The organism is Salinimicrobium sp. CAU 1759, from assembly GCF_054482715.1.
In genome coordinates this window covers 630,186-653,481 of record NZ_JBTLRK010000001.1, presented here as the reverse complement: position 1 = coordinate 653,481, position 23,296 = coordinate 630,186, and the positions used below count along the sequence as shown (strand labels likewise).

The window sequence follows — 23,296 nt, the reverse complement described above, 5'->3', positions numbered from 1 at the left end:
TTTTCACTGTTTTAAACAAAGCTTCTAAAAATGGTAAAGCGAAGCAATATTTCAATTAGTAACAGAAAACCTGCCAACAATATTAACGGCCGAAATTTTTCTTCATAATTATAGAACCTGAATTCTTCAATTTCTGTCTTCTCAAGTTCATCTATTTCTGCATAGATCTCCTCAAGACTTCGGTTATCTGTTGCTCTAAAATACTTCCCGCCGGTTACTTCTGAAATATCTTTTAATAAAGCTTCATCGATCTCCACCGGCACTCTTCCATACTGGAAATTTCCGTTAGGCAAAATAGCTACCGGCGATAGAGCCGTGCCATTACTTCCCACTCCAATGGTATAAACTTTTATGCCAAATTCAACTGCCAGTTCACTCGCGATCTTCGGGTCTATGAATCCGGCGTTATTCATTCCGTCGGTAAGAAGAATGATCACCTTACTTTCGGCTTCACTGTCTTTAAGTCGGTTCACAGCTGTAGCCAATCCCATTCCAATCGCAGTTCCATTCTCCAGCATGCTATTGTATTCGATATCTTCGAGGGCACTAAGAACTATACTTTTATCACTGGTAATTGGAGTTTGGGTGAAACTTTCTCCGGCATATACTACCAGCCCAATACGATCTGCCGGACGATTCTTCACAAAATCGGCGGCCACTGCTTTTGTAGCCTCCAGCCTGTTTGGATCCAGATCCCTCGCGAGCATACTGGCTGAAATATCTATTGCCATAGCTATATCGATCCCGAAATTACTACTGGTGCGAGAGGAAACATCCACTGTACGCGGTCTTGCCAGTGCAGTGATCACCAGCGCCAGTACCATAAGTCTTAGCACAAAAAGTACAGGCCGGAATTTTCCCAGTAATCCCGGTTTAGCTTCAAATCCTTTGATGCTCGAGATCCTGAGCTCCGCCGTTTGCCGGTGACGCTTCCAGATATACCAGCCCAGCGCTAGCGGCAAAAGCAGCAATAACCAAAAGAACTGCGGATCTTCAAAAACAAATCTCTCGAACATTATTCGGCATTATTTATAAGTTCAACCGATGTGGTGATGCGCTGTGCGATCTCATCGGCATACCTGTCTTCTTCATTGTAGATCATAACGACCTGCTGGTAACCTTCCCCCATTCCAAAATTTAGAATAGAATACTCCTTGGAAACGGGCTGAGATTTTTCGCTTTTTTGGAAGGTCATAGTCCCGAAAATTTTCAAGCCTTTAGCTCCATTCAGCGTTTCAATTTCTTCCTGTTTGGTAATGATATTTCTTGCACCTCTTTGTTCCAGGTAAGTATATACCTCCTCCACAGCCGACTCTAAATTGAATTCTTCTGCGACTGGACGGGTATTTATACTCACAAAAAGATCACTTTCAAGGCTTCCGTAGTTAAAAGTTTCCTTTCCTGCGGCTATACCTGTAGTGTCCGTAACATCTCTAACTAAAACATCAGGCGTAGCAATAGTAACCGGCGGCGTTCCATATTCACTGGAGATCCATTCACTTTCCAGCATTTCTTTGGTAGTGCTTCCCAAATAAGTTTCAGTAAAATATTCAACTCCGCGGGTGGAGATGATATAAGCAGTTCCTGCACTTATGAGCAGGATCACTGCTACTATTCCAAAAATGATCTTTTTGACCTTCTTTTTTCGCTCCTGTCTTGCTCTGTATTCCTGATCCCTTAACAGCTCTTCTTCTGTAGGCTGCGGGATAGAAGCCTTGGTGTCATTGATCACATTTTCAATACTACTGCGGTCTTCCTTTGCCGTGAGCACATCGGGTCTGGAATTGGCGAACTTGGCAAGATCTGCCCGTTCCAAAATTTCTTTAAGTCGGCTTATGGTGGTATTTTCAAGCTTCAGTCTGCCGCGATCCCTTTCTGCTTCCAGGTAAGCGATCAATTCATTAGTTGTGCTTTCCAGTGCATGATCATAAACCTCGCCGTCCAGATATCTTCTCACTGCAGCAGAAAGCTGGGAATAATATTCCTTGAGCTCCCTTTGCTCTAAAAGATGAGAATCATCCAGTTGTTTTAATTCAAACAGGGCACGTTCATATGGCGGTAGCTGTTTTGCAGCCTCTTTTCTTTTCTTCCTGCTCCTGTAAAGTAGGTAAGCAATCACTGCCAGCAAAATAAAACCGAGCAGCCACCACATCCAGGTCGGGATACCAAATGCCGGCGGCACCTCCACAGCTGGTTTTATTGGAAACATTTTCTGCTTGGTGGTATCGACCACTACATCATTAACTACAACCGGAATGGAATCTGTAAAGAAATCCCTGCTGTTAATGATCACGCGCTGCCGCGGAATCGTGTAGTGCCCTGAATCAAATTGCGTTAAAGCATATTCCCTTGTAAGGCGATATTTGTTGCTTATCTCACTGGTATCGATAGCGTAGGCTTCGATCATCTCCAGCGGAGAAAAGGTCTGCCCCTCCGGAAAAACTATCAGGTCTTCCCTGCCGGCTTCAACGGCAAGTTCATAGGTGATCTGCTCCCCTATCTTTATTCTTGTAGTATCTACTGAAGCCGATACTTCCTGAGCTTCGGACCTCAAAACATTAAACAGCAGAAAAAATATCAGCATGCAGGAAAGAGAAACTCTTTTCCCTGAGATCCCAAAAATGCCATTCTGCCGTAAACTTTTTTTCATCATTATACTTTATCTGGCCTTGAAGTAGCCCAGTAATTTTTTCACATAACTTTCGTCCACACGGGTACTAAGGCTTCCTGCCCCGCTTCTTCTAAAGCTTTCAGAAAAATAGTCCACCCTTTCCCGATAATAATTTGAGTAATTGCGGCGTACTGATCGTGAAGAAGTATCCACCATGATCCTTTTTCCGGTCTCTTCATCCTGCATCGCCACCATTCCAAGGTTGGGGATCTCTTCCTCGCGCTCATCATAGACTCTAATTCCCGTGACATCATGCCTGCCGCTGGTGATTTTTAGGGTTCGCTGGTAATCTTCAGCAATAAAATCTGAGAGCACAAAAACAATGGCCTTCTTCTTCATCACCCTGGAAAGATAACTCAGCGCATTTTCCAGATCGGTCTTCTGACTCTTCGGCTGAAACTCCAGTAACTCCCGAATGATTCGCAACACGTGGGAACGTCCTTTCTTCGGCGGAATATAAAGCTCAATAACATCTGAAAAAAGAATGAGCCCGATCTTATCATTGTTCTGAGTGGCCGAAAATGCCAAAGTGGCGGCAATTTCCGTAATGATATCCTGCTTAAATCCATTACGGGTTCCGAACAGTCCGGAGCCGGAAACATCCACAACCAGCATCATAGTAAGCTCGCGCTCCTCTTCGAACACCTTCACAAAAGGTTCGGAATAGCGGGCGGTCACATTCCAGTCAATATTCCTTACATCATCTCCAAATTGATACTGGCGCACCTCACTAAAGGTCATCCCCCGACCTTTGAACGTAGAGTGATATTCCCCGCCAAAGATGTGGTCACTTAACCGGCGGGTCTTGATCTCTATTTTGCGTACTTTTTTGAGTAACTCCTTAGTATCCATTCTTCAATTAACAATAAACAATTAACAATGATCAATTTGGTCGCAACTACCAGCTAAAGCTGATAATTGCTAATTGATAATGGTACATTGTTACGGTACTTCGATCTCGTTGACGATCTTGTTGATGATATCTTCAGAAGTCACATTTTCGGCTTCGGCCTCGTAGGTAATTCCAATTCTGTGGCGCAATACATCATGTACTACCGCACGAACATCCTCGGGAACAACATATCCACGACGCTTGATAAAGGCGTAACATTTGGCAGCGGTTGCCAGGTTTATACTTCCTCTAGGAGAAGCTCCAAAGTTGATAAGGGGCTTAAGATTTTCCAGCCTGTACTTCTCGGGGAAACGCGTTGCAAATACTATATCAAGAATGTATTTTTCGATCTTTTCATCCATGTAAACCTCACGCACAGCCTGCTGGGCTCTTGCAATTTGCTCCAGGCTCACTACCGGATTTACCTTTTCAAAACTGCCTTTCAAATTAGAGCGAATGATCATTTGCTCATCGGCCATTTCAGGATATTTAATGACTGTCTTCAGCATGAAACGGTCAACCTGGGCTTCGGGAAGCGGGTAAGTTCCTTCCTGCTCCACCGGGTTTTGTGTCGCCATCACAAGGAATGGCCTGTCAAGTATAAAAGTCTCTTCTCCAATTGTCACCTGCTTTTCCTGCATAGCTTCCAGTAAAGCTGATTGCACCTTGGCAGGAGCCCTGTTGATCTCATCGGCAAGTACAAAATTGGCGAAAATTGGACCCTTTTTAATACTGAAGTCATTCAGCTTCATGTTATAGATAAGAGTACCAATAACATCTGCCGGAAGTAGATCGGGTGTAAATTGGATACGACTGAAAGATCCATGTACAGCCTGAGAAAGAGTGTTAATAGCTAAGGTTTTTGCCAGCCCCGGTACTCCCTCAAGAAGAATGTGTCCCTGACCGAGCAAACCTATCAATAAACGTTCGACCATGTGTTTCTGGCCAACAATGACCTTTTTCATTTCTGAACTCAGCACATCAACAAAAGCGCTTTCGCGTTCTATCTTTTCATTGATACTGGCAATGTCTATTGAGCTGTTATTTTCCTGCATGTAAACAAATTTTTAAGATTGTGAAGATACTTATCTAAGGTCAACGGCGCAACCTCAACAAATATTCAACCAAAAAATCTTAAAATTTTGTTAAAAGAAAAGCAGCGGGAGTACCGCTGCTTAATAATTCACTTATTTCCTCTCTTACATTTGAACATCAAGATAAAGCGTCTCGATATTTACATCGGCCCCGGCACCTACTGTCACGTTATTCTTAACAACAATATTAAGGCCCAGGCCAGCGGGTGGGGTAGCAGTCACTTTATATGTTCCTGCAGGTAACCCGTGTATCTGAAAATTTCCGTTGACATCTGTGTAAGCAGAAGCATGTAGAGAACCACTTTGGGCAGTAACAAGAACTTGCTCGGTGGTAGGATGTACACTACCAACTATTGAACCCGTGTTTGCTTCGGCGGCTACGCGAATCACCGGATGAAGATTAAAAGCTCCTGATCCTGTTGCAACAACAGATTTGTCAACATCAAAATCCATAATGAAGGTGTAATTCTCACCAGCTTCCAATTCCTGATTGATCATAACCTTTAAACCGGACTGTTGTCCACTCGGGGTTTTTAGAACATATTCTGCCTCTGTATCATCATCAAGAACGATGGTATTGTTATCACCCAATACGAGTCGCAATTGGTGCACATAACCCGCTTCAATTTCTGTGTCTACCAGTAATTCTGTCACCCCGCCGGTTAAACTTAATAGGTCGATCACTCCTGTATTCACTCCTTCCAAACTTACCCAGCCTTCTTCTTCGCCACCTTCGGCAGTGGTTTTGATCATCACATCTTCCACCTCTACAAAGACGTGCTTATAGTCTCCGGGCGCATCGGTAAGCCTCACAGCAACTCTCGCAGAATCCTCAGAACTAGAAGAATCATCTGAACTACAACTAACAAGACCCGACATTAGGGCAAAAAGAAATACAAATAAATGATACTTTTTCATAAATGATTGTTTTTAGGTTTAAGTAGGATAACGCTCGATAAAAGGTTTTAATTTATCGGTAAACGAAGTTTAACGATTTTTAACTATCCCCGCTGTTCCTTTAACAGCAACCTTTCAGGTTTAAAATGCAGGAGTTCACTACTTTTAAAATATGAGGCAAAGAAATTCATATTCCCGCATAATTCAGGATCCCGCCGACTGGAGTACAGAATCCAAGGGTTCAAAAATTAAGCTTTTTCAACACTGTATACAAAAGGATATCACCAGTTTTCTAATTAACACTCAAAAAGGTTCCTACAGTCATAGTTTGGGCACTGCTTTTAGTGAAAGCGGCTTGAGCAGGGATGAGATCCAGTTCATTGCCCTGCTCGACTCCTACCGGGATGAGGAAAAGATCGTGCAGCAGGTAGAGGAAATTCTTCAATTTTTGGATACCGATTATCTGGATCTCCTGTTCCTGGATTTCAGTTTACCGTCAGATGTCCTCCTTTCAACCATTCAAAGACTCCGGGCCCGCGGAAAAATAGTCGAAATTGGCGTTTTAGAAAATAAGCCGGGAGATCAAACCAACTTCCTGAAGGATTTCCCGGCCAGTGCGACCCTCTCGATTTTTTCGTTTTCACCTGCGGCCATAAAAACACTTACCTTAGCTAAAGAAGGACCCGAAGAAACGTCTCAAATGTTGATCCTGGAGAGCGGAAACTGGGAAAATGAACATGAAGAGCTAAGAAAAGTAGCCGATAAATATCAGGTAAGACCAAAGGAATTATTATTCAGTTGGCTTTTACACCACGAGGGGCATTTCCATCCTGTGATCCATGGAAATACTGAAGCAGTGGTCGACTCGGCAGTTAAGGCTTTTCACACAAAATTAATTGAGGAGGATTTTAAAAAGCTTCCTGAAAAACTTTAAAAAATTACATTTTTGACACCTATGAATAAAACAGCTTTAGTAACGGGAGCCAGCAGCGGAATTGGCAAGGCAACTGCCATTGCCCTTGCAGGTTCAGGTTACCGCCTCATTATCTGCGGAAGAAGAACAGAAGCCCTTCAGGAATTAAAAAGTCAACTTCAGGAAAAAACCCGGGTTCATATACTTCAGTTTGATGTAAGAGATAAAGAAAAGGTTAAGGAAGCCATACAAAACCTTCCGCAGGAATTTAAAACAATTGATGTGTTGGTCAACAACGCCGGAAATGCTCACGGCCTGGATCCCATTCAAACCGGAAATGTGGACGACTGGGACGCCATGATCGACATTAATGTAAAAGGATTGCTCTACGTGAGCCGCGAGATCATCCCACAAATGGTGCAAAGGAAAGCAGGTTATATCATCAACATAGGATCTATTGCAGGTAAAGAGGTCTACCCCAACGGTAATGTCTACAGCGCCAGCAAACATGCTGTAGACGCTATAAATAAAGGAATGCGCATTGATCTTAACGGGACAGGTATTCGGGTTGGAGCTATTAATCCGGGGCTGGTAGAGACCAACTTTAGTGAAGTACGGTTTAAAGGTGATTCTGAAAAAGCGAATTCGGTATATCGGGGCTACCAGCCGCTTAAGGCTCAAGACATAGCCGAAATTGTAGTCTTCATGGTTACCAGGCCGGCACATGTCAATATCGCCGATCTCATGGTCTTACCCACCGCACAAGCCAGCTCTACAATTGTGAATAAGGAGTAACAGCAATGATCAATAAGCGCCTTCTCATTAAAAATCTACTGGCCCATAACAGCGAAAACAGCTTTTATGATAAGAAAAGGCAGCTAAATCTTGCCGAAAAAGAAGGCAAAGCCAAATTCCTGAAACACATTTGCGCCCTCGCAAATTCCAATCCTTCCAACCGATCATTCATGGTGATTGGTGTAGAAGATGCCGATAATGAAATTAAGGGCGTGGATTTTTTTGATGACAGTAAGATCCAAAATTTGGTAAATGCTTATCTGCAGAATCCGCCGCTGGTATCCTATGAAAATATACCTTTTCCGCATTTGCCCGACGAGCTGGTAGTGGGGCTGGTGACCATCCAGCCAAACAGTGGCAGGATCTGCTCTCTCAAAAAGGGCATCTGGAAGTATTCTTCGGGAAGTGTGTTCTTCAGAGAAGGCAGCATAAGTATAGCTTCAGAATTTGTGCGGGGAACACAGGGTGAGAATACAGAAGTTGTGGCTTCCATTGAAGCACATTCGCAGAACAATATAGCCCATACCCTCGACGGGGTTTTCGACTTCATGCAAAAACATGAAAAATTGGATCCTACCTACAAGGTGTTCAAGGAATACTTCGTGGTTTGCTGGAGCGGGAAGAAAAAAGAATTTGATGAGAATACTTATTACTCAAGAGTGGACATTGAACTGGTAAATGAACAGGTGAAATTATTTTATTCTGAACTTGATGAGGTAAGTATCGAATATTCTGATGAAGTTTTTTCGATCCTGGAATATGTAAGACTGGGCCTGAATGACAAATTCAAATATTATCCCCTGGAGGAAGTTAAGATCTACTTTAAGGATAACGCGACTTACGATATCAATACCAATGTTTTATTTGAACCGCCTCAATTTGAAAAAAAGACGCTGTACCACATATACAATTCAAACATTGCTCTTGTAAGTAAGCTTCAGCATAATTTAAAATTAAATGCAGCCGAAGAAAAAGATCTTTATAATTTGCCTGCCACTTATCTTTTATGTCATTTCAATGGCTTCAGCGAAGCTTTGGAAAAGCTTGAAGATGCAAAAGAAGAACTAAAGAGGTATGACCCCAGGATCTATCAACAGTACAAAGATAGTTTGAGGATCCTGAGAAAAGTAAAATATAATTAAGATGGGAAGAACCTTGGTAATAGGTGACATACATGGCGGACTAAAAGCCCTGTTACAGGTACTGGAAAGAGCAGCAGTAACCCCTGATGATAAGATCATTTTTCTGGGTGATTATGTGGATGGCTGGAGCGATTCGGCCAATGTGGTCTCTTATCTTATTGAATTTGCCAAACAAAATACCTGCATATTTCTTAGGGGTAACCATGATGATCTCACTCATAGATGGCTCAAAAGCGGAGAGCTAAATGACCAGTGGCTGCAGCATGGGGGGCAGTCGAGCATCGACGCTTACCGGCAGTTTTCCAACAAGGAAAAACAGGAACATATTGCCTTCTTCAACCAAATGGTGAATTACTATATAGACAAGGAGAACCGACTGTTTGTCCACGCCGGCTTCACCAACCAAAAGGGGCCTCAAGAAGAATATACCCCCACGCCTTTCTACTGGGATCGTACGCTTTGGGAAATGGCGATGTGCATGGACCCTAATCTCAAACCTGGAGACACAGAATATCCCAAACGACTGACTTTGTTCAAAGAAATTTACATTGGGCATACCCCGGTAACACGTATTGGTAGAGACAAACCTGCAAGATTTGCAAATGTTTGTAATGTGGATACGGGGGCAGCTTTTATGGGCAAGCTATCAATGCTAGACGTAAATTCGGGAGAATTGGTACAGAGTGAGCCGGTACATAGCCTGTACCCCAATGAGTCAGGGAGAAATTAAGATTATTTTTAAATCCCTCCATAATTAACTTCTTATCTTTGTCGATTACAAACCATTTATTGGTGCGGTTATTGAACCCTAAACCTTAAACAATTTTTATGGCCTTAGAGAATATTAGATTAGAAGTAATGAAGACGGTAGAGAAGTCTATTGACGAATTCGTGGAAAAATATCTTATTCCTGTTGAAGAAATATGGCAGCCTACAGATCTATTACCGAATTCTCAAGATGAAGGCTTTTTTGAAGAAGTGACCCAAATTCGTGAAGAGGCCAAGGAACTGGGTTATGATTTTTGGGTCGTTTTGGTGGCCGATATGGTCACTGAAGAAGCTCTGCCAACCTACGAATCCTGGCTTATGGATATGGAAGGGGTTGAGCAGCATGGACAGCAAAAGGGCATGCAGAACGGCTGGGCCAAATGGATACGTCATTGGACCGGGGAAGAGAATAGACACGGAGATACCCTCAATAAATATCTTTATTTATCGGGAAGAGTGAATATGAGAGAGGTTGAAAAGACCACTCAATACTTAATTAATGATGGTTTCGATATTGGAACCGGCAGGGATCCTTACCGTAACTTCGTGTATACGAGCTTTCAGGAATTAGCTACAAATATCTCTCACAAAAGAGTGGGACAGTTGGCCCGAAAGAAAGGGAATAAAATGCTGGCAAAGATGTGTAATATCATTGCCGGGGATGAAATGCGACACCACCTTGCTTACAGGGAATTTGTAAAGACCATCTTTGAATACGACCCAAGCGAAATGATGCTGGCTTTTGAAGATATGATGAAGAAAAAGATCGTGATGCCGGCACAATTCATAAGGGAAAGTGGACAGGGAATTGGAGAAGCTTTTGAAAATTTCTCAAATGCTGCTCAAAGACTTGGAGTATATACCACACAGGATTATATCGATATTTTACAGAAACTTAATGAATTCTGGGAAATAGATAAAGTGACTGCACTTACAGATCAAGCTGAAAAGGCCCGCGACTATCTCATGAAACTGCCGGACAGGATGACAAGGATCTCGGAAAGGATCAAAGTTCCTCAAGATCCTCACCAGTTTGCATGGGTTAGTGCGAATGGAACCTTATAGAACAGAGCCCCGAAGAAGCGGGGTTTTTTTTGCCGTATTATCTGTCAAAATTCGGCCTCTAAAATGCCATTTTTGAGATCTATTTCCACCCCAAATTTCATGCTTTCTCTGTTCAAAACTTCCTGTAGCCATGCAGCATCGTTTTTAGAAGCTCTGTGTAAACTTAATTTTCTTATCTGCATTGGCACCATCTCCAAATTAACAAGATCTCCGGTACTGGGGTTTAGTTCAGGAAAATACATCAGGGACAATTCACCTCTGTATTGTTCATGTCCGCTTATGCCTTCGTAGTCATTAATGAAGTCTCCTGCTCCATATATTATCAACTTGTTCTTATAAACTTCCATACCCATGGGATGATGAGAAGAATGTCCAAAAATGACATCTACACCTGCTTTTTCTATAAGTGCATGAGCAAACCTGCGGTGAGCCGGTGGAATGTCATATCCCCAGTTGGGACCCCAGTGAATGGAGAGAATAACAATATCTCCCTCCTTCTTATAGGAAGAAATATGTTTTTGGACCTCCTCGAGCTGTTGCTCGTCAAAGTCTGCTAAAAAATTTACTCCCGATCTGTCATTTTTAGCAGCCCAGCTGGGGGGAATTCCACTGCCGGGAGCCCCATATGAATAGACCAGAATCCGTTTTCCTTCAGCATGAAATATCGAGGGTTCCGATGCTCTCTCTTCATCTTTACCTGCACCCGAAAATGCTATTTTTGCCTCCTCCAGGGTGTTCAGAGTTTCAGCAAGTCCTTTTCGGCCCCAATCCAGCACATGATTATTGGCAAGACTGCAGTGGTCAATATCGGCCACGGCAAAAAGTTCAACATTTTTAGGATGCATGCGGTAATGAATTCCTTTGCCGGTCCAGGGTTCATCATTGGTGGTTATACTGGTTTCAAGATTTATCAATTTTAAATGAGGATCCCGCTCCTTCCAGATTCTAAGAGCATCTCCCCAGATATACCTGTATTCCGCCGGCAAATCCAGTTCACCACTTTCTCTTTCTGCCAAAAACAGGTAATCCCACGCATCTTTGACATAGGGCTCATACAGTACCGGCTCTACGGAATATTTGAGTGTCTGGTCTATTCCCCGGCCCGTCATTACATCTCCGGCTAAAAACAATGTGACCGTATTTGTTTCCATAGAATTCTGGGCAGCGCAATAGTTACCAACCAGCATTAAAAAATAAAGGAGCAGGTTTCTACGCATTTTTTCAGCCCAAATTAGTTTCCTTTAAGTTACAAAATTTAAGATTTATGTCACAGATGGGAAAGACTGTCGCAGCCGAATTATTGCTAAGTTTGCACATCAATATTTCAGCATGAGCCAATCCAAAAATCCGTTATTCATCATCCTGTCGTTCTTTTCGATCTATGTAATCTGGGGCTCCACCTATTTGCTGAACAAAGTAGCTGTAACTGAATTGCCTCCCTTTAAGCTGGCTTCAATTAGGTTTATTACCGCCGGTTTGCTCATCTTTGGAATAAGTATGGCAATGGGCAAAAGCCTTAGGCTTACCCGACGACAATTCTGGAATACTGTAATTGCAGGATTCCTGTTCCTGGCTTTTGGAAATGGGGTTGTAGTATGGGCGCTCAGGTTTGTAGACAGTGGTTTCGCTGCGCTGGTCATATCTGCACAACCTCTCGTGGTTTTACTGTTCATGCGCATCTTTGAGGGAAAAAGAATTTTGCCCATGTCAATGGTAGGAGTGGCACTGGGGTTAATTGGGATTTATTTACTGGTAAGTCAAAAGCAGGTAACTTCTTCAGAAAACTCCATTTTGGGGATCCTAATGATCTTTGCCTGTCTCCTTAGCTGGTCCTACGGAAGCTTATTTGTTGGCAAGGCAAATCTACCTACCAACCATTTTGTTAATACCGGCTATCAAATGTTCACTGCCGGAATCATTCTTGGAATTTCAAGTTTACTTTTTAACGAGCCCTGGAGTAATCCTCTTGCTTGGAGCACACCGGTGCAATGGTCCATGCTTTTGTTGATCATCTTTGGAAGTATAGTAGCTTTTACAGCATTTAACTATCTACTGAAGGTAGTTTCTCCCGAGAAGGTGGCCACCTCCACTTACGTAAATCCTGTAATAGCGATGCTTCTTGGCTGGTACTTTCTCGAGGAACAGATCACTACCCAATCGGCTATTGCTGCTGCAGTTCTCTTGACCGGAGTTTATTTTATCAATACCAAAAAGAAGCTGGCTGTGTTGTCCAGATTTACTACAAGAGCTTCAAAAGATCTAAATGTTTAGATCATTACCCATAGTTACTCAACCTCCAGAACCTTGTGCTCCACATTCACACTTTTTTCCTGAACATTAAAAACCAGCGTCTTCTTTAAAGCTCCCTCCTCATCATCCATATAACTACCTGTTGCCGATTCCTGTTTTCCATTGCTTCTAAGGAACCTGAAAGTATATTCACCATCGGCAGAGTTTCCCTTTACCTGCAGAGTATGGCCAATCTCCTGTCCCGGAGGAAGATTATCAGCTTCAAAGCTCACCCTGTCTCCGGCCGTACTTAGTTTTATATCGCGAATAGGCTGACTTGTATTATTTACAATCTCGATTTCCAGCACGTGATCTTCAGGTACACAGGCAAAGAAGAGCATAGTTAAAAATAGCAGGAGGAGTGATCTTTTCATAGCTTAGGTTTTGATGGTCCTTCTAAGATAGGAAATTCAGATCTATTTTTTTGGCATAGATAATTAAACCCGACTCTGTTTCAATCGGGTCTAATGAGTTATTTATCTACTATTCTTTTGGCACCACGATCTCAAGGAGGTTCGCGTTTACTGTATTAAGGATTGGAGTCCTATCGTAATATGTATAGATCCTATCGATGAGGCTGTCTTCATTAAAATGAGTAGCTATATTCATGCGAACATCCACCGGTTGACCATTATAAACCATTTCGTTAGACACGTAGGTTAGTACGATCACTCCTGTCAATCCGGAATAATTGAGTTCCTGATTTGCCTTCACCGGAATGTAAACCGGATTGGTAAAGCTCATTTTCTCTATGCCCGAATTATTCTTCCAGTCCTTCCACCAATTCACAACTTCCTCTTTTCCTGACAAGATTGTGCGGGTATTCGCATCTCCGTCGGGAAAATAATATTCAACGTCATCAGCCAGCATTTTTCCCCAGGATTCAAAATTTAGGGCAGCCATTCTACTAAGCGCTTGCTCGTTTAATTCAGAAAATCTTTCAGAAGCTACTTCGTAATTGGATTGATCCTCTGTAACAGCAACCTCTTTAGATTCGGCGTCTTTGTCATTACAGGAAAAAATTAGGGCCAGGCCTGCAATTAAAGTGATTAACTTCTTCATATAACTAAAATTTTGGTTATCCCCCAGCTTCTCTGAAAGTATTATAAAGATAGCACTAAAAAGCGAAAAAATTTTCATAAAACATTGCAAGTGAAATACTTGTAGCTTTCTTTTTACAGCTTTAAACTGAAAGCCAATTTTATTTCAATCAAGTTCAAGTGATTTGAACTCCGTCTTCAAGTTTGAAACGGTAGCCGAGGTCTAAGCAAAAACCCAGGAGTTATAAGTATACAGGAAAAACAAAAAACCCGCTTCTCTCGAAGCGGGTTCAATTATTATACTGTCAACAACTATAGATCGAACTTGATCCCCTGTGCCAGCGGCAGCTCAGTTGTATAATTGATCGTATTTGTTTGGCGACGCATATAGATCTTCCAGGCATCCGAACCTGATTCTCTTCCGCCACCGGTCTCTTTTTCGCCTCCAAAAGCTCCGCCAATCTCAGCGCCCGAGGTTCCTATATTTACATTTGCGATTCCGCAGTCAGAACCTTCAACAGAAAGGAATCTTTCAGCTTCACGTAAGTTATTGGTCATAATAGCTGAAGAAAGTCCTTGTTTAACCCCATTTTGAAGCGCTAATGCATTTTCAAGATCTCCGCTGTATTTCATAAGGTAAAGTACAGGTGCAAATGTTTCGTGTTGCACGATCTCATAGTGGTTCTCTGCTTCAGCTATAGCTGGTTTTACGTAGCATCCGCTTTCGTAACCTTCGCCTTCCAGAACTCCGCCTTCCACGATGATTTTTCCGCCTTCTTCGACAACTTTATCCAAAGCAGCCTGGTAATTCTTAACTGCATCTTTATCGATAAGCGGCCCAACATGGTTGTTCTCATCCAACGGATTTCCTATTCGGAGTTGTTTGTATGCATCAACAACTGCATTCTTAACCTGATCATAGACATCTTCATGTACGATCAATCTCCTGGTGGAAGTACATCTTTGTCCGCAGGTACCCACGGCTCCAAAAACAGCTCCTATCACAGTATTCTTAATGTTGGCATCCGGAGTTACGATAATGGCGTTATTCCCACCCAATTCGAGAAGAGATTTTCCTAATCTTGCTGCTACGGCCTGTGCAACAATTTTTCCCATTCTAATGGATCCGGTTGCAGAGATCAAAGGCACCCGCTCATCTTTAGTCAGCATTTCCCCTACTTTGTAATCGCCGGTGATTAAACAGGAAATCCCTTCCGGCAGGTCATTCTCAGAGAAAACACGTGCAGCAATATTTTGGCAGGCAACAGAGGTTAGCGGCGTCTTTTCAGATCCTTTCCATACGCACACATCCCCACATACCCATGCAAGGGCGGTATTCCAGGACCAAACGGCTACAGGAAAGTTGAACGCAGAGATAACTCCTACCACTCCAAGCGGATGATATTGTTCGTACATACGGTGGCCGGGACGTTCAGAATGCATGGTGAGTCCGTGCAACTGTCGGCTTAAACCCACTGCAAAATCGCAGATATCGATCATCTCCTGCACCTCCCCAAGACCTTCCTGGTAAGATTTACCCATCTCGTAAGAGACAAGTTTCCCCAGGGGTTCTTTCAACCTGCGCAATTCATCATTGAACTTGCGGACTATCTCACCTCTTTGAGGCGATGGCATGGTTCTCCAGGTCTTGAAAGCCTCCTGTGCAGTTTCAATGACCCGGTTGTAGTCGTCTTCTGTTGTAGCTTTCACCTTTCCAATTAAAGCTCCGTCAACAGGAGAATACGATTCTATCACCTCTCCCGAAGCGAACCAGTCGTTTCCTGTAGAAGTACCATTATTTACCTGGTCTACATTAAGGCCAAGATCCTTTAAAGCTTGATTTATTCCGAATTTTTCAGCAATTGCGCTCATTCTAGTTGTTGTTTTAGTATGAATTTGTTTGGATGTTTGCGAATATAAAAAATTTAGGATGGAAAGCCTTGAGCTATCCCTTTGGCTTTTCCATCACTGTTCCGCAGTTATTACAGGTACGTAGCTCCTCGCTGTTATAGAAATGATCAAAATGTTTCTGAAAATCATTTTCAATATCATTCAGCGGAAAGTAGACCTCATAGAGTTTGTTATTGCAATTCTCGCAGAACCACAAGAGTCCATCTTTGGCATCCAAAGCAATTCTCCTGCGCTCGACAACAATTCCCACAGAGCCGGCGCTTCTTTCCGGAGAATGCGGCACTTTTGCGGGATGCAAATACATATCCCCCGGTCCCAGCTCAAAAGTCCGTTTTTGGCCATCTTCCTGGACATGCACTTTTATTTGCCCTTCCAGTTGGTAAAAAAGCTCTTCAGTCTCGTTGTAGTGGTAATCCTTTCTGGAATTGGGACCTCCCACCACCATTACAATATAATCTTCGGCTTCGGGATAGATGCTTTTGTTGGCAACAGGTGGCTTAAGCAGGTCACGATTCTGTTCTATCCACTTATTGAGATTGAAAGGTTTTGATATTGGCATTTTTTCCGTGTTTTTGGATCCTAAATTTACGCAATCTTTTCCTGAAGAAGACTTCTGAAATAGGCACGTCTCCCAAACCATCCTTTTTTCATAACTTTCCTGCTGAAAAATCCCGATCATGAAAAAAATACTTCTTGTTTTTGCCCTTTTTGGCACCTTAGCCTGTAATAATTCTGCTGAAGAAAATTCTGCTGATGTTGAAACTTCCGAAGCAGTTTCAGAAGAAAGAGATACAATTCCCAACTACGGAATTGTGATTCACGGTGGCGCCGGAACTATCCTGAAAGAAAATATGAGCGATTCGCTTGAGAAAGAATATAAAGCTAAACTTGAAGAAGCCGTTAGAGCCGGTCACGCAGTACTTGAACGTGGAGGAACTTCAATTGAAGCTATTGAAGAGGCAATCAATATTATGGAAAACTCTCCGCTTTTCAATGCCGGTAAAGGAGCCGTTTTCACCAATGCTGAAACCAATGAGCTTGATGCTGCGGTCATGGATGGAAAAACACTTAACGCCGGAGCGGTTGCAGGAGTTACCACCGTTAAAAATCCTATCGATCTTGCCATTGCCGTTATGAACAATTCCGAACATGTGATGATGATTGGAAAAGGTGCCGAAACCTTTGCCAAAGAGCAGGGAATAGAAATAGTGGATCCTGAATATTTCTACACCGAGAACCGTTTCCGCGGACTTCAGCGAATAAAAGATTCAGAAAAAACCCAACTGGATCATGACCAAAAAACTGCATTTTTGGATCCTTATATTAAAGACTCCAAGTATGGAACTGTAGGTGCAGCCGCGCTAGATAAGCATGGAAATTTAGCTGCAGGGACCTCTACCGGGGGAATGACAAACAAAAGATGGGGCCGCGTGGGAGATGTTCCTGTAATTGGTGCGGGAACTTATGCGAACAATAAAACGGCCGCCATTTCCGGTACCGGTTGGGGTGAGTTCTTCATTCGTGGTGTAGTGGCTTATGATATTTCTGCGCTAATGGAATACAAAGGAATGTCTTTGCAGGAAGCTGCCGAAGAGGTGATCCAGAAGAAAAACGTGGAACTGGGTGGAAACGGCGGGATCATTGCCATCGACCACCAGGGAAATGTTGCCATGGAATTCAACACTGCGGGAATGTATCGCGCAAAAATGAATAAGGATGGAGAGTTGGAGATAGGGATCTATGGGGAAAACGAATAGTTAGAAACTGAGAAAAAAGCTTTGGCAAAGTTGGAACTTTGCCAAAGTTAAATTTGAAATATGATACCATTAGAACCCGATAAATTCTATCATATCTACAATCGTGCTAATGGTGACGAAAAGATCTTTCGTAATATCGGGAACTATGAATTTTTTCTAAGAAAGTATCAACAGCATATTGGACCTATTGCAGAAACTTTTTGCTATTGCTTAATGCCAAATCACTTCCATCTGCTTGTCAAGATGAAGTCTTTGATAGAATTAAAAGGACCGGAATTAAGAAATTTGGATCAAGCAGGATTGTACTGTAGCAAGAAATTTTCAAATTTCTTTAGCTCCTTTGCACAGGCATTTAATAAACAGCATAACCGTACCGGAAGTCTTTTTCAGAAGCAGTTTAAAAGAAAATGTGTTGATTCGGAGAAATACCTTTATCAGCTGATCCATTACATCCACAACAATCCGGTGGCAGCAAATCTTGTGGAAGATCATGGCGAATGGAAATTCTCCTCGTATAAGACAATAATATCTGACGGTCATACTTTTCTACAAAGAAAGGCCATCATAGATCTGTATGATGATCTTGAAAATTTCAAATCAGTTCATGCCCGCACTATGACTTATGACAAGGTTCTGTAAGATTTGCCAAAGTTTTAAAAATGGTAATATTGCCAACTATGTGAATGGCAATTTTACTGGGAAGTACTTTGGTAAATCTCATTGCGCATCTCACTCCAAAAATAAATTTACTAAAGTCTTACAATCTACTCTGTAATAAATTTTTAAAGATAATATTCTAAGGGAATGAAACTTTGGCGAAGCTTAAAACCCTCAGATTGAACAAAGTTCTAAAAAATGTATTACCACATTTCTCAGTTTCATAATTCTGCTGGAAAGTCACTTATTTAAAGTTGATTCAGAACTCGAAATAGATTACTAAAGTTTAAGCAACGAATGGTCAAATAAATATCATGACTCTCTTCTTATGGAACAGAAACTTTAGCAAATCTTGGACTTGGCCAAAGTTTTCAAATTATTAGCAGAACATTTCTCTGAACGACAACTCTCCTGGGGAAGGCATTTTGGAAATCTGATCTTGGAATATCCTCTAAAAGACTTACAAAAGTGATTGTGCAGAAATTTATTCAGAAATACCTCATGATTAGTTTCCGCATGCTGAGAACTTTGGCGAATCTCTCCGCCGTAGAATTCTTAACACAACTTTATAGTTCATTTAGTTCGGATGTTTCCGAACTAAATTCTACTTTTGCAGCTTCTAAATCAATAAGGATACCATGGAGCTGGATGTTCAGAAAAAGAATCTTATAGAAGAGCTCGGGGTTCATCTCGAGAGAGACAACCTTGCACCCTTGGCGGCGAGGATCATGGCTACCCTTATCCTCTCCGGAAAGAAAGGGGTAACTTTTGATGAACTGGTTTGTAACCTTCAAGCCGGAAAAAGTACAGTTTCCACGCACCTCGACCATCTACAAAATACTAAACGGGTGAGATATTTTACCAAACCCGGAGATCGCAAGAGATATTTTATCATTGATCCCGATCTTATTGTGAATGTAATGGATGAGTTACTGAACAAATGGGAGAATGAAAGAAAGCTGCACTTGAAGATCAGAGAATATAAACAGCAATGCAACGAAAAAGCTGAAGAAAGCGGCGAATTCCAGTTTGATCTGGAGTTTCAGGATGATTTCCTCACTTTTTTGGAGGAGACATCAAACGCTGTGAAAAAATTCAAGTCTAAACTTATATCAAGAAATAAATAAGCACAACCAGAATATGACGAAATCTACTTTTTTAGGACTTTTCATAACTGTTCTCCTGGCAATTTCCTGCCAGGATACAGAACAGGCACAGCAGCAGGCGGCTGCATCGCCTTTCCCTGTTATCGAAGTTCCGGTAAGAACTGTGACGGGATATATTTCATATCCTGTGAGCATAGAAGGGACTGTCAACAGTGCAGTAAGAGCAAAGGTACCCGGATATATCATCCAGGTACTGGTAGATGAAGGTGAAAAAGTTAGGAAGGGGCAAACACTGTTTAAACTGGAAACCGAATCTCTTTCCCAGGATGCCGGTGCTGCCAGGGCGAATGTCAATGCAGCCCAGGTTGAAGTGGATAAGCTAAAACCTTTAGTTGAAAAAGGAATTATTAGTCCGGTACAGCTGGAAACTGCAAAAGCCAGGTTGGAGCAGGCAAAAGCGGGCTACAGCAGCATTGCCGCCAGCATTGGATACGCTAATATCAAAAGTCCGGTGGATGGTTATGTAGGGGCGATCAACTTTAGGGAAGGAGCCTTGGTAAGCCCGGGTGATCCTACGCCGCTAACCACTGTTTCAGATATTGATGAAGTTTATGCTTTCTTTTCCATGAATGAAAGGGATTATCTGAACTTCATCCAGAATGCAGAAGGAGAAAATCTTTCAGAAAAAATCAAGAATTTCCCTCCGGTGCAGCTGCAACTGGTGAATGACCAGATCTATTCAGAAACAGGAGAGATACAAACGGTAACGGGACAGGTAGATCCAACCACAGGAACAGTAGGTTTCAGGGCGATGTTCCCGAATCCGAATAACATTCTTGCCAGTGGAAACAGTGGCCGGATAAGAATCCCGCGGACCTATGAGAATGTACCTGTAGTTCCCGAATCTGCTTCTTTTGAGCAACAGGGAAGGGTCTATGTTTACGGAGTTCAGGGGGATACTCTTGCGGTGTCTATTCCGATTCAGGTGACAGACCGTGTACAAAACCTTATCGTAGTGGAATCCGGAATTAACCCCGGAGAAAAAATTGTTGCCCAGGGCGTTGGAAAGCTTCGAAACAATACTCCAATCGTTCCGCAGCCCATCCCTTTTGACAGTATTGCCGCTTCGGTTAAACCAATCTTTAAATAAGAAAGAAGAATGCTTAAGACATTTATTGAGAGACCTGTTCTTTCTACGGTAGTCTCCATAGTAATAGTAATGTTGGGGATCCTGGCCATCACAACCCTGCCGGTGACCCAATATCCCGATATTGCTCCGCCCACGGTGCAGGTATCTGCCAACTACCCCGGAGCCAATGCCTCTACCGTTCTCGAGAGTGTGATCATTCCAATTGAAGAGCAGATCAACGGAGTGGAGGGAATGGATTATATTACCTCAACAGCGAGTAACAACGGTAGTGCCAGCATTCAGGTTTTCTTTGACCAGGGTGTGGATCCCGATATCGCCGCGGTAAACGTGCAGAACCGTGTTGCCAGAGCTACTCCGCTATTGCCAAGAGAGGTGACACAAAGTGGAGTTACCACTCAAAAACAGCAAACCAGCGCCTTGATGTTCTTCACTGTAATTTCTGAAAGTGAAACTTATGATGCGACCTTCATTCAGAATTACCTCAACATCAATGTAATTCCCGAACTTAAAAGGATCAACGGCGTTGGAGACGTGAACGTCTTTGGAGCCAAGACCTACGCAATGCGCATCTGGTTACAGCCCGAAAAAATGGCGGCATATAATCTTATTCCTGCCGATGTTATTGGCGCCGTGAACGAGCAAAGTCAGGAAGCCGCAGCAGGTTCTCTTGGTCAAAATAATGCGGAAGCCTTTGAATATGTAATTCGCTACAGCGGCCGCTATAATTCTGAAGAAGATTACCGAAATATTGTCATAAAAGCTCTTGACAACGGAAGGTTCTTAAGACTCGAAGATGTCGCGCAGGTAGAACTTGATGCCCAGGGTTACAATGTGATCGGCTTTACGAATAACAAACCTGGTGTGAGTATGGGAGTTTACCAGACTCCCGGTTCTAATGCACAGGAGATCATTGAAAATGTCCATGAAAAACTTGAAGAACTTGAAAAGAACTTCCCTACGGGTCTCGAGGTGCGCATTAACTTTGACACCAACGAGTTCCTGAATGCTTCTATAAACAAGGTAGTTCTTACTATTTTTGAAGCCTTTTTGCTGGTGTTCCTGGTGGTATTCGTATTCCTGCAGGATTTCAGATCTACTTTGATTCCTGCCATTGCAGTACCCGTTTCCATTATCGGAACTTTTTTCTTTCTCAACCTGTTCGGCTATTCCATCAACCTGCTAACGCTGTTCGCCCTTGTTCTGGCCATCGGGATCGTTGTGGATGACGCTATCGTGGTCGTGGAGGCTGTTCACGCCAAGCTGGAACAGGGTGTCGAAAATGCCAAAAAAGCGACACATTCTGCCATGGAAGAGATTGCAGGTGCGATTGTTTCCATTACGCTGGTTATGGGCGCCGTTTTTATTCCGGTGACCTTTATCACAGGGCCTACAGGAGTTTTCTACGAGCAATTCGGGGTGACCTTGATGGTTGCCATCGCTATTTCGGCCGTGAATGCCTTGACATTGAGTCCGGCGCTTTGTGCCTTATTTCTGAAACCTCATGATGAAAAAGTAGCCAAGAAAAAAGGCTTTTTGAAGCGCTTCTTTGCAGCCTTTAATGTGGCTTTTGAAGCGACCACAGCGGAATATTTAAGATCGGTTTCCTTCCTCTACAGGCACAAATGGATCACAGGCGTGATCCTGGTTGCTGCCGTGGGAGCAATTTTCTGGGCATCGTCTACAACTCCTACCGGGTTTGTTCCCGATGAAGACCGCGGAATGATCTTCGCCAATATCGAACTTCCTGCCGGGGCTTCTCTTGACAGAACTGTAGAGGTTACTACTGAATTGAGCCGCAGAATTCAGGAAATTCCCGGAGTAGATGTAGCTTCCTTCGTTAACGGATTTAGCTTTTTAGGTGGTGCCGGAAGCAACTACGGAATAGGATTTATAAAACTTGACGATTGGGATGAGCGAACTGGGGAAGGCATGTCTGCCGAAGAGATCACCGGAAAGTTCTTTGCTACAGCTGCCGGAATAAGCGATGCCAATATTCTCTTTTTTCAGCCCCCTAGTGTGCCCGGGTTTGGAGCATCATCGGGATTTGAGATGAAAGTACTCGACCGTACCGGCGGTAGCTTTGAAGACCTAGATGCCGCTACACGAAATTATCTGGCAGATCTTTCAGCACGGCCTGAAATTTTATACGCCAACAGTTCCTTCAACACCAATTATCCGCAGTATGAAATAGATTTAAATATTCCGAAGGCGAAAGAGGCAGGAGTAGATATTGGAAGTATCTTCTCTACCCTTCAGTCTTACATCGGATCTGTTTACGCAGCCGACTTTGCACGCTTCGGAAAACAGTATCGGGTGTTTGTACAGGCACTGCCGGAGGATCGCGCTTCAGTAGAAGACCTTAATTCTATTTTTGTAAGAAATGCTCAGGGAGAAATGGCACCTATCACCCAATTCGTCACCCTAAGCAGAGTTTATGGGCCACAGTCGGTAACCAGGTTCAACCTTTTCAACTCGGCCAGTGTGAACGGGGCTGCAGCACCGGGATATTCTTCGGGAGATGCTATTTCGGCCGTTCAGGAAGTGGGGACAGGTTCGCTGCCGGAAGGTTTTGATATAGGATTTTCAGGTTTGACGCGGGAAGAGATTTCCGCAGGAGATCAGACAACTTTTATTTTTCTACTGAGTATTCTTTTCGTCTTCTTCATTCTGGCGGCGCAGTATGAAAGTTATCTCCTGCCTTTAGCAGTGCTTTTCTCTCTGCCAATCGGGGTAATGGGAGCTTATGTTACCACTGCCCTCACCGGACTTGAAAACAACATCTATTTCCAGATCGCGCTCATCATGCTTCTCGGCCTACTTGCCAAAAATGCCATTTTGATCGTGGAATTCGGAATACAAAGACGCGAGGCCGGAAATTCCATAGTTGATTCTGCAATGGGAGCTGCAAAAGCCCGACTACGACCCATTCTTATGACTTCCTTTGCCTTTATTGTTGGTCTGCTTCCGCTGGTGTTTGCCTCCGGAATTGGAGCTGCCGGAAACAGATCCATAGGTACAGGTGCAGTGGGCGGATTGCTGATAGGAACTGTGCTGGGAATTTTCATCATTCCTATTCTCTTTATCCTCTTCCAGTGGCTGCACGAAAAAGTGGCCGGGCAACCTAAAGCCGCAAATGATAATATTTAGAA

General features: G+C 43.0%; 21 protein-coding genes. 11 read left to right on the top strand and 10 right to left on the bottom strand.

What is annotated here, in order from left to right:
- Positions 1 to 11: 11 nt before the first annotated feature.
- The 5 genes from ACXYMT_RS02980 to ACXYMT_RS02960 all read right to left on the bottom strand — a co-directional run bounded on the left by ACXYMT_RS02980 (position 12) and on the right by ACXYMT_RS02960 (position 5,575).
- The gene (locus tag ACXYMT_RS02980) at positions 12 to 1,016 is read right to left on the bottom strand and encodes a vWA domain-containing protein (RefSeq protein WP_459057601.1); all 1,005 of its coding nucleotides are present in this window, start codon (positions 1,014 to 1,016) and stop codon (positions 12 to 14) included.
- Complete coding sequence (locus ACXYMT_RS02975; RefSeq protein WP_459057600.1) at positions 1,016 to 2,653, bottom strand: DUF4381 family protein; 1,638 nt, start codon at positions 2,651 to 2,653, stop codon at positions 1,016 to 1,018. The genes ACXYMT_RS02980 and ACXYMT_RS02975 overlap by 1 nt, the downstream gene beginning before the upstream one ends.
- A 6-nt stretch (positions 2,654 to 2,659) precedes the next feature.
- A complete protein-coding gene (locus tag ACXYMT_RS02970) occupies positions 2,660 to 3,523 on the bottom strand; it encodes a DUF58 domain-containing protein (protein WP_459057599.1) in 864 nt (287 codons plus the stop codon).
- Positions 3,524 to 3,613: 90 nt separating this feature from the next.
- Entirely contained in the window at positions 3,614 to 4,618 is a 1,005-nt protein-coding gene (locus ACXYMT_RS02965) for an AAA family ATPase (RefSeq protein WP_459057598.1), read from the bottom strand.
- Positions 4,619 to 4,762: 144 nt separating this feature from the next.
- Complete coding sequence (locus tag ACXYMT_RS02960; protein WP_459057597.1) at positions 4,763 to 5,575, bottom strand: DUF4382 domain-containing protein; 813 nt, start codon at positions 5,573 to 5,575, stop codon at positions 4,763 to 4,765.
- 151 nt (positions 5,576 to 5,726) lie between these two features.
- Here ACXYMT_RS02960 and ACXYMT_RS02955 point away from each other — a divergent pair, with 151 nt between their 5' ends.
- From ACXYMT_RS02955 to ACXYMT_RS02935, 5 genes are all read left to right on the top strand, one after another.
- A complete protein-coding gene (locus tag ACXYMT_RS02955) occupies positions 5,727 to 6,488 on the top strand; it encodes an aldo/keto reductase (RefSeq protein WP_459057596.1) in 762 nt (253 codons plus the stop codon).
- Positions 6,489 to 6,509: 21 nt separating this feature from the next.
- Positions 6,510 to 7,262, top strand: coding sequence for an SDR family NAD(P)-dependent oxidoreductase (locus ACXYMT_RS02950; RefSeq protein ID WP_459057595.1), 753 nt, complete (start codon positions 6,510 to 6,512; stop codon positions 7,260 to 7,262).
- A 5-nt stretch (positions 7,263 to 7,267) separates the two neighbouring features.
- On the top strand, positions 7,268 to 8,404 hold the full coding sequence (locus tag ACXYMT_RS02945) for a DUF5929 domain-containing protein (RefSeq protein ID WP_459057594.1): 1,137 nt from the start codon (positions 7,268 to 7,270) through the stop codon (positions 8,402 to 8,404).
- A gap of 1 nt (position 8,405) precedes the next feature.
- Positions 8,406 to 9,134 carry a metallophosphoesterase family protein gene (locus tag ACXYMT_RS02940; RefSeq protein WP_459057593.1) on the top strand — a complete coding sequence of 243 codons (729 nt, stop codon included), beginning with the start codon at positions 8,406 to 8,408 and terminating at the stop codon, positions 9,132 to 9,134.
- A 98-nt stretch (positions 9,135 to 9,232) separates the two neighbouring features.
- Positions 9,233 to 10,237 carry an acyl-ACP desaturase gene (locus ACXYMT_RS02935; protein ID WP_459057592.1) on the top strand — a complete coding sequence of 335 codons (1,005 nt, stop codon included), beginning with the start codon at positions 9,233 to 9,235 and terminating at the stop codon, positions 10,235 to 10,237.
- Positions 10,238 to 10,281: 44 nt separating this feature from the next.
- On the opposite strand, the gene ACXYMT_RS02930 is transcribed toward ACXYMT_RS02935, so the two are convergent.
- The gene (locus ACXYMT_RS02930; protein WP_459057591.1) at positions 10,282 to 11,454 is read right to left on the bottom strand and encodes a CapA family protein; all 1,173 of its coding nucleotides are present in this window, start codon (positions 11,452 to 11,454) and stop codon (positions 10,282 to 10,284) included.
- A gap of 112 nt (positions 11,455 to 11,566) precedes the next feature.
- On the opposite strand from ACXYMT_RS02930, the gene ACXYMT_RS02925 reads away from it, so the two are divergent.
- Complete coding sequence (locus tag ACXYMT_RS02925) at positions 11,567 to 12,508, top strand: EamA family transporter (protein WP_459057590.1); 942 nt, start codon at positions 11,567 to 11,569, stop codon at positions 12,506 to 12,508.
- Between the two features lie 14 nt (positions 12,509 to 12,522).
- Here the strand turns inward: ACXYMT_RS02925 and ACXYMT_RS02920 are convergent, their stop codons facing one another.
- From ACXYMT_RS02920 to ACXYMT_RS02905, 4 genes are all read right to left on the bottom strand, one after another.
- The gene (locus ACXYMT_RS02920; protein ID WP_459057588.1) at positions 12,523 to 12,900 is read right to left on the bottom strand and encodes a hypothetical protein; all 378 of its coding nucleotides are present in this window, start codon (positions 12,898 to 12,900) and stop codon (positions 12,523 to 12,525) included.
- A 109-nt stretch (positions 12,901 to 13,009) separates the two neighbouring features.
- Positions 13,010 to 13,588 (bottom strand): nuclear transport factor 2 family protein, encoded by a 579-nt coding sequence (locus ACXYMT_RS02915; protein WP_459057587.1) that lies wholly within the window; start codon positions 13,586 to 13,588, stop codon positions 13,010 to 13,012.
- Positions 13,589 to 13,878: 290 nt separating this feature from the next.
- Positions 13,879 to 15,438, bottom strand: coding sequence for an L-piperidine-6-carboxylate dehydrogenase (amaB, locus tag ACXYMT_RS02910; protein ID WP_459057586.1), 1,560 nt, complete (start codon positions 15,436 to 15,438; stop codon positions 13,879 to 13,881).
- A gap of 73 nt (positions 15,439 to 15,511) precedes the next feature.
- Positions 15,512 to 16,036: a 3-hydroxyanthranilate 3,4-dioxygenase gene (locus ACXYMT_RS02905; RefSeq protein WP_459057585.1), complete on the bottom strand. Its 525-nt coding sequence runs from the start codon at positions 16,034 to 16,036 to the stop codon at positions 15,512 to 15,514.
- A gap of 118 nt (positions 16,037 to 16,154) precedes the next feature.
- On the opposite strand from ACXYMT_RS02905, the gene ACXYMT_RS02900 reads away from it, so the two are divergent.
- The 5 genes from ACXYMT_RS02900 (at position 16,155) to ACXYMT_RS02880 (ending at position 23,294) form a co-directional block, all read left to right on the top strand.
- Positions 16,155 to 17,234 (top strand): isoaspartyl peptidase/L-asparaginase family protein, encoded by a 1,080-nt coding sequence (locus ACXYMT_RS02900; RefSeq protein ID WP_459057584.1) that lies wholly within the window; start codon positions 16,155 to 16,157, stop codon positions 17,232 to 17,234.
- Between the two features lie 60 nt (positions 17,235 to 17,294).
- On the top strand, positions 17,295 to 17,873 hold the full coding sequence (locus ACXYMT_RS02895; RefSeq protein ID WP_459057583.1) for a transposase: 579 nt from the start codon (positions 17,295 to 17,297) through the stop codon (positions 17,871 to 17,873).
- Between the two features lie 656 nt (positions 17,874 to 18,529).
- On the top strand, positions 18,530 to 19,018 hold the full coding sequence (locus tag ACXYMT_RS02890; protein ID WP_459057582.1) for a GbsR/MarR family transcriptional regulator: 489 nt from the start codon (positions 18,530 to 18,532) through the stop codon (positions 19,016 to 19,018).
- A 13-nt stretch (positions 19,019 to 19,031) separates the two neighbouring features.
- Positions 19,032 to 20,147: an efflux RND transporter periplasmic adaptor subunit gene (locus tag ACXYMT_RS02885; protein ID WP_459057581.1), complete on the top strand. Its 1,116-nt coding sequence runs from the start codon at positions 19,032 to 19,034 to the stop codon at positions 20,145 to 20,147.
- Positions 20,148 to 20,156: 9 nt separating this feature from the next.
- Positions 20,157 to 23,294, top strand: a complete 3,138-nt coding sequence (locus tag ACXYMT_RS02880; protein WP_459057580.1) for an efflux RND transporter permease subunit — start codon at positions 20,157 to 20,159, stop codon at positions 23,292 to 23,294.
- The last annotated feature ends 2 nt before the right edge of the window (positions 23,295 to 23,296 follow it).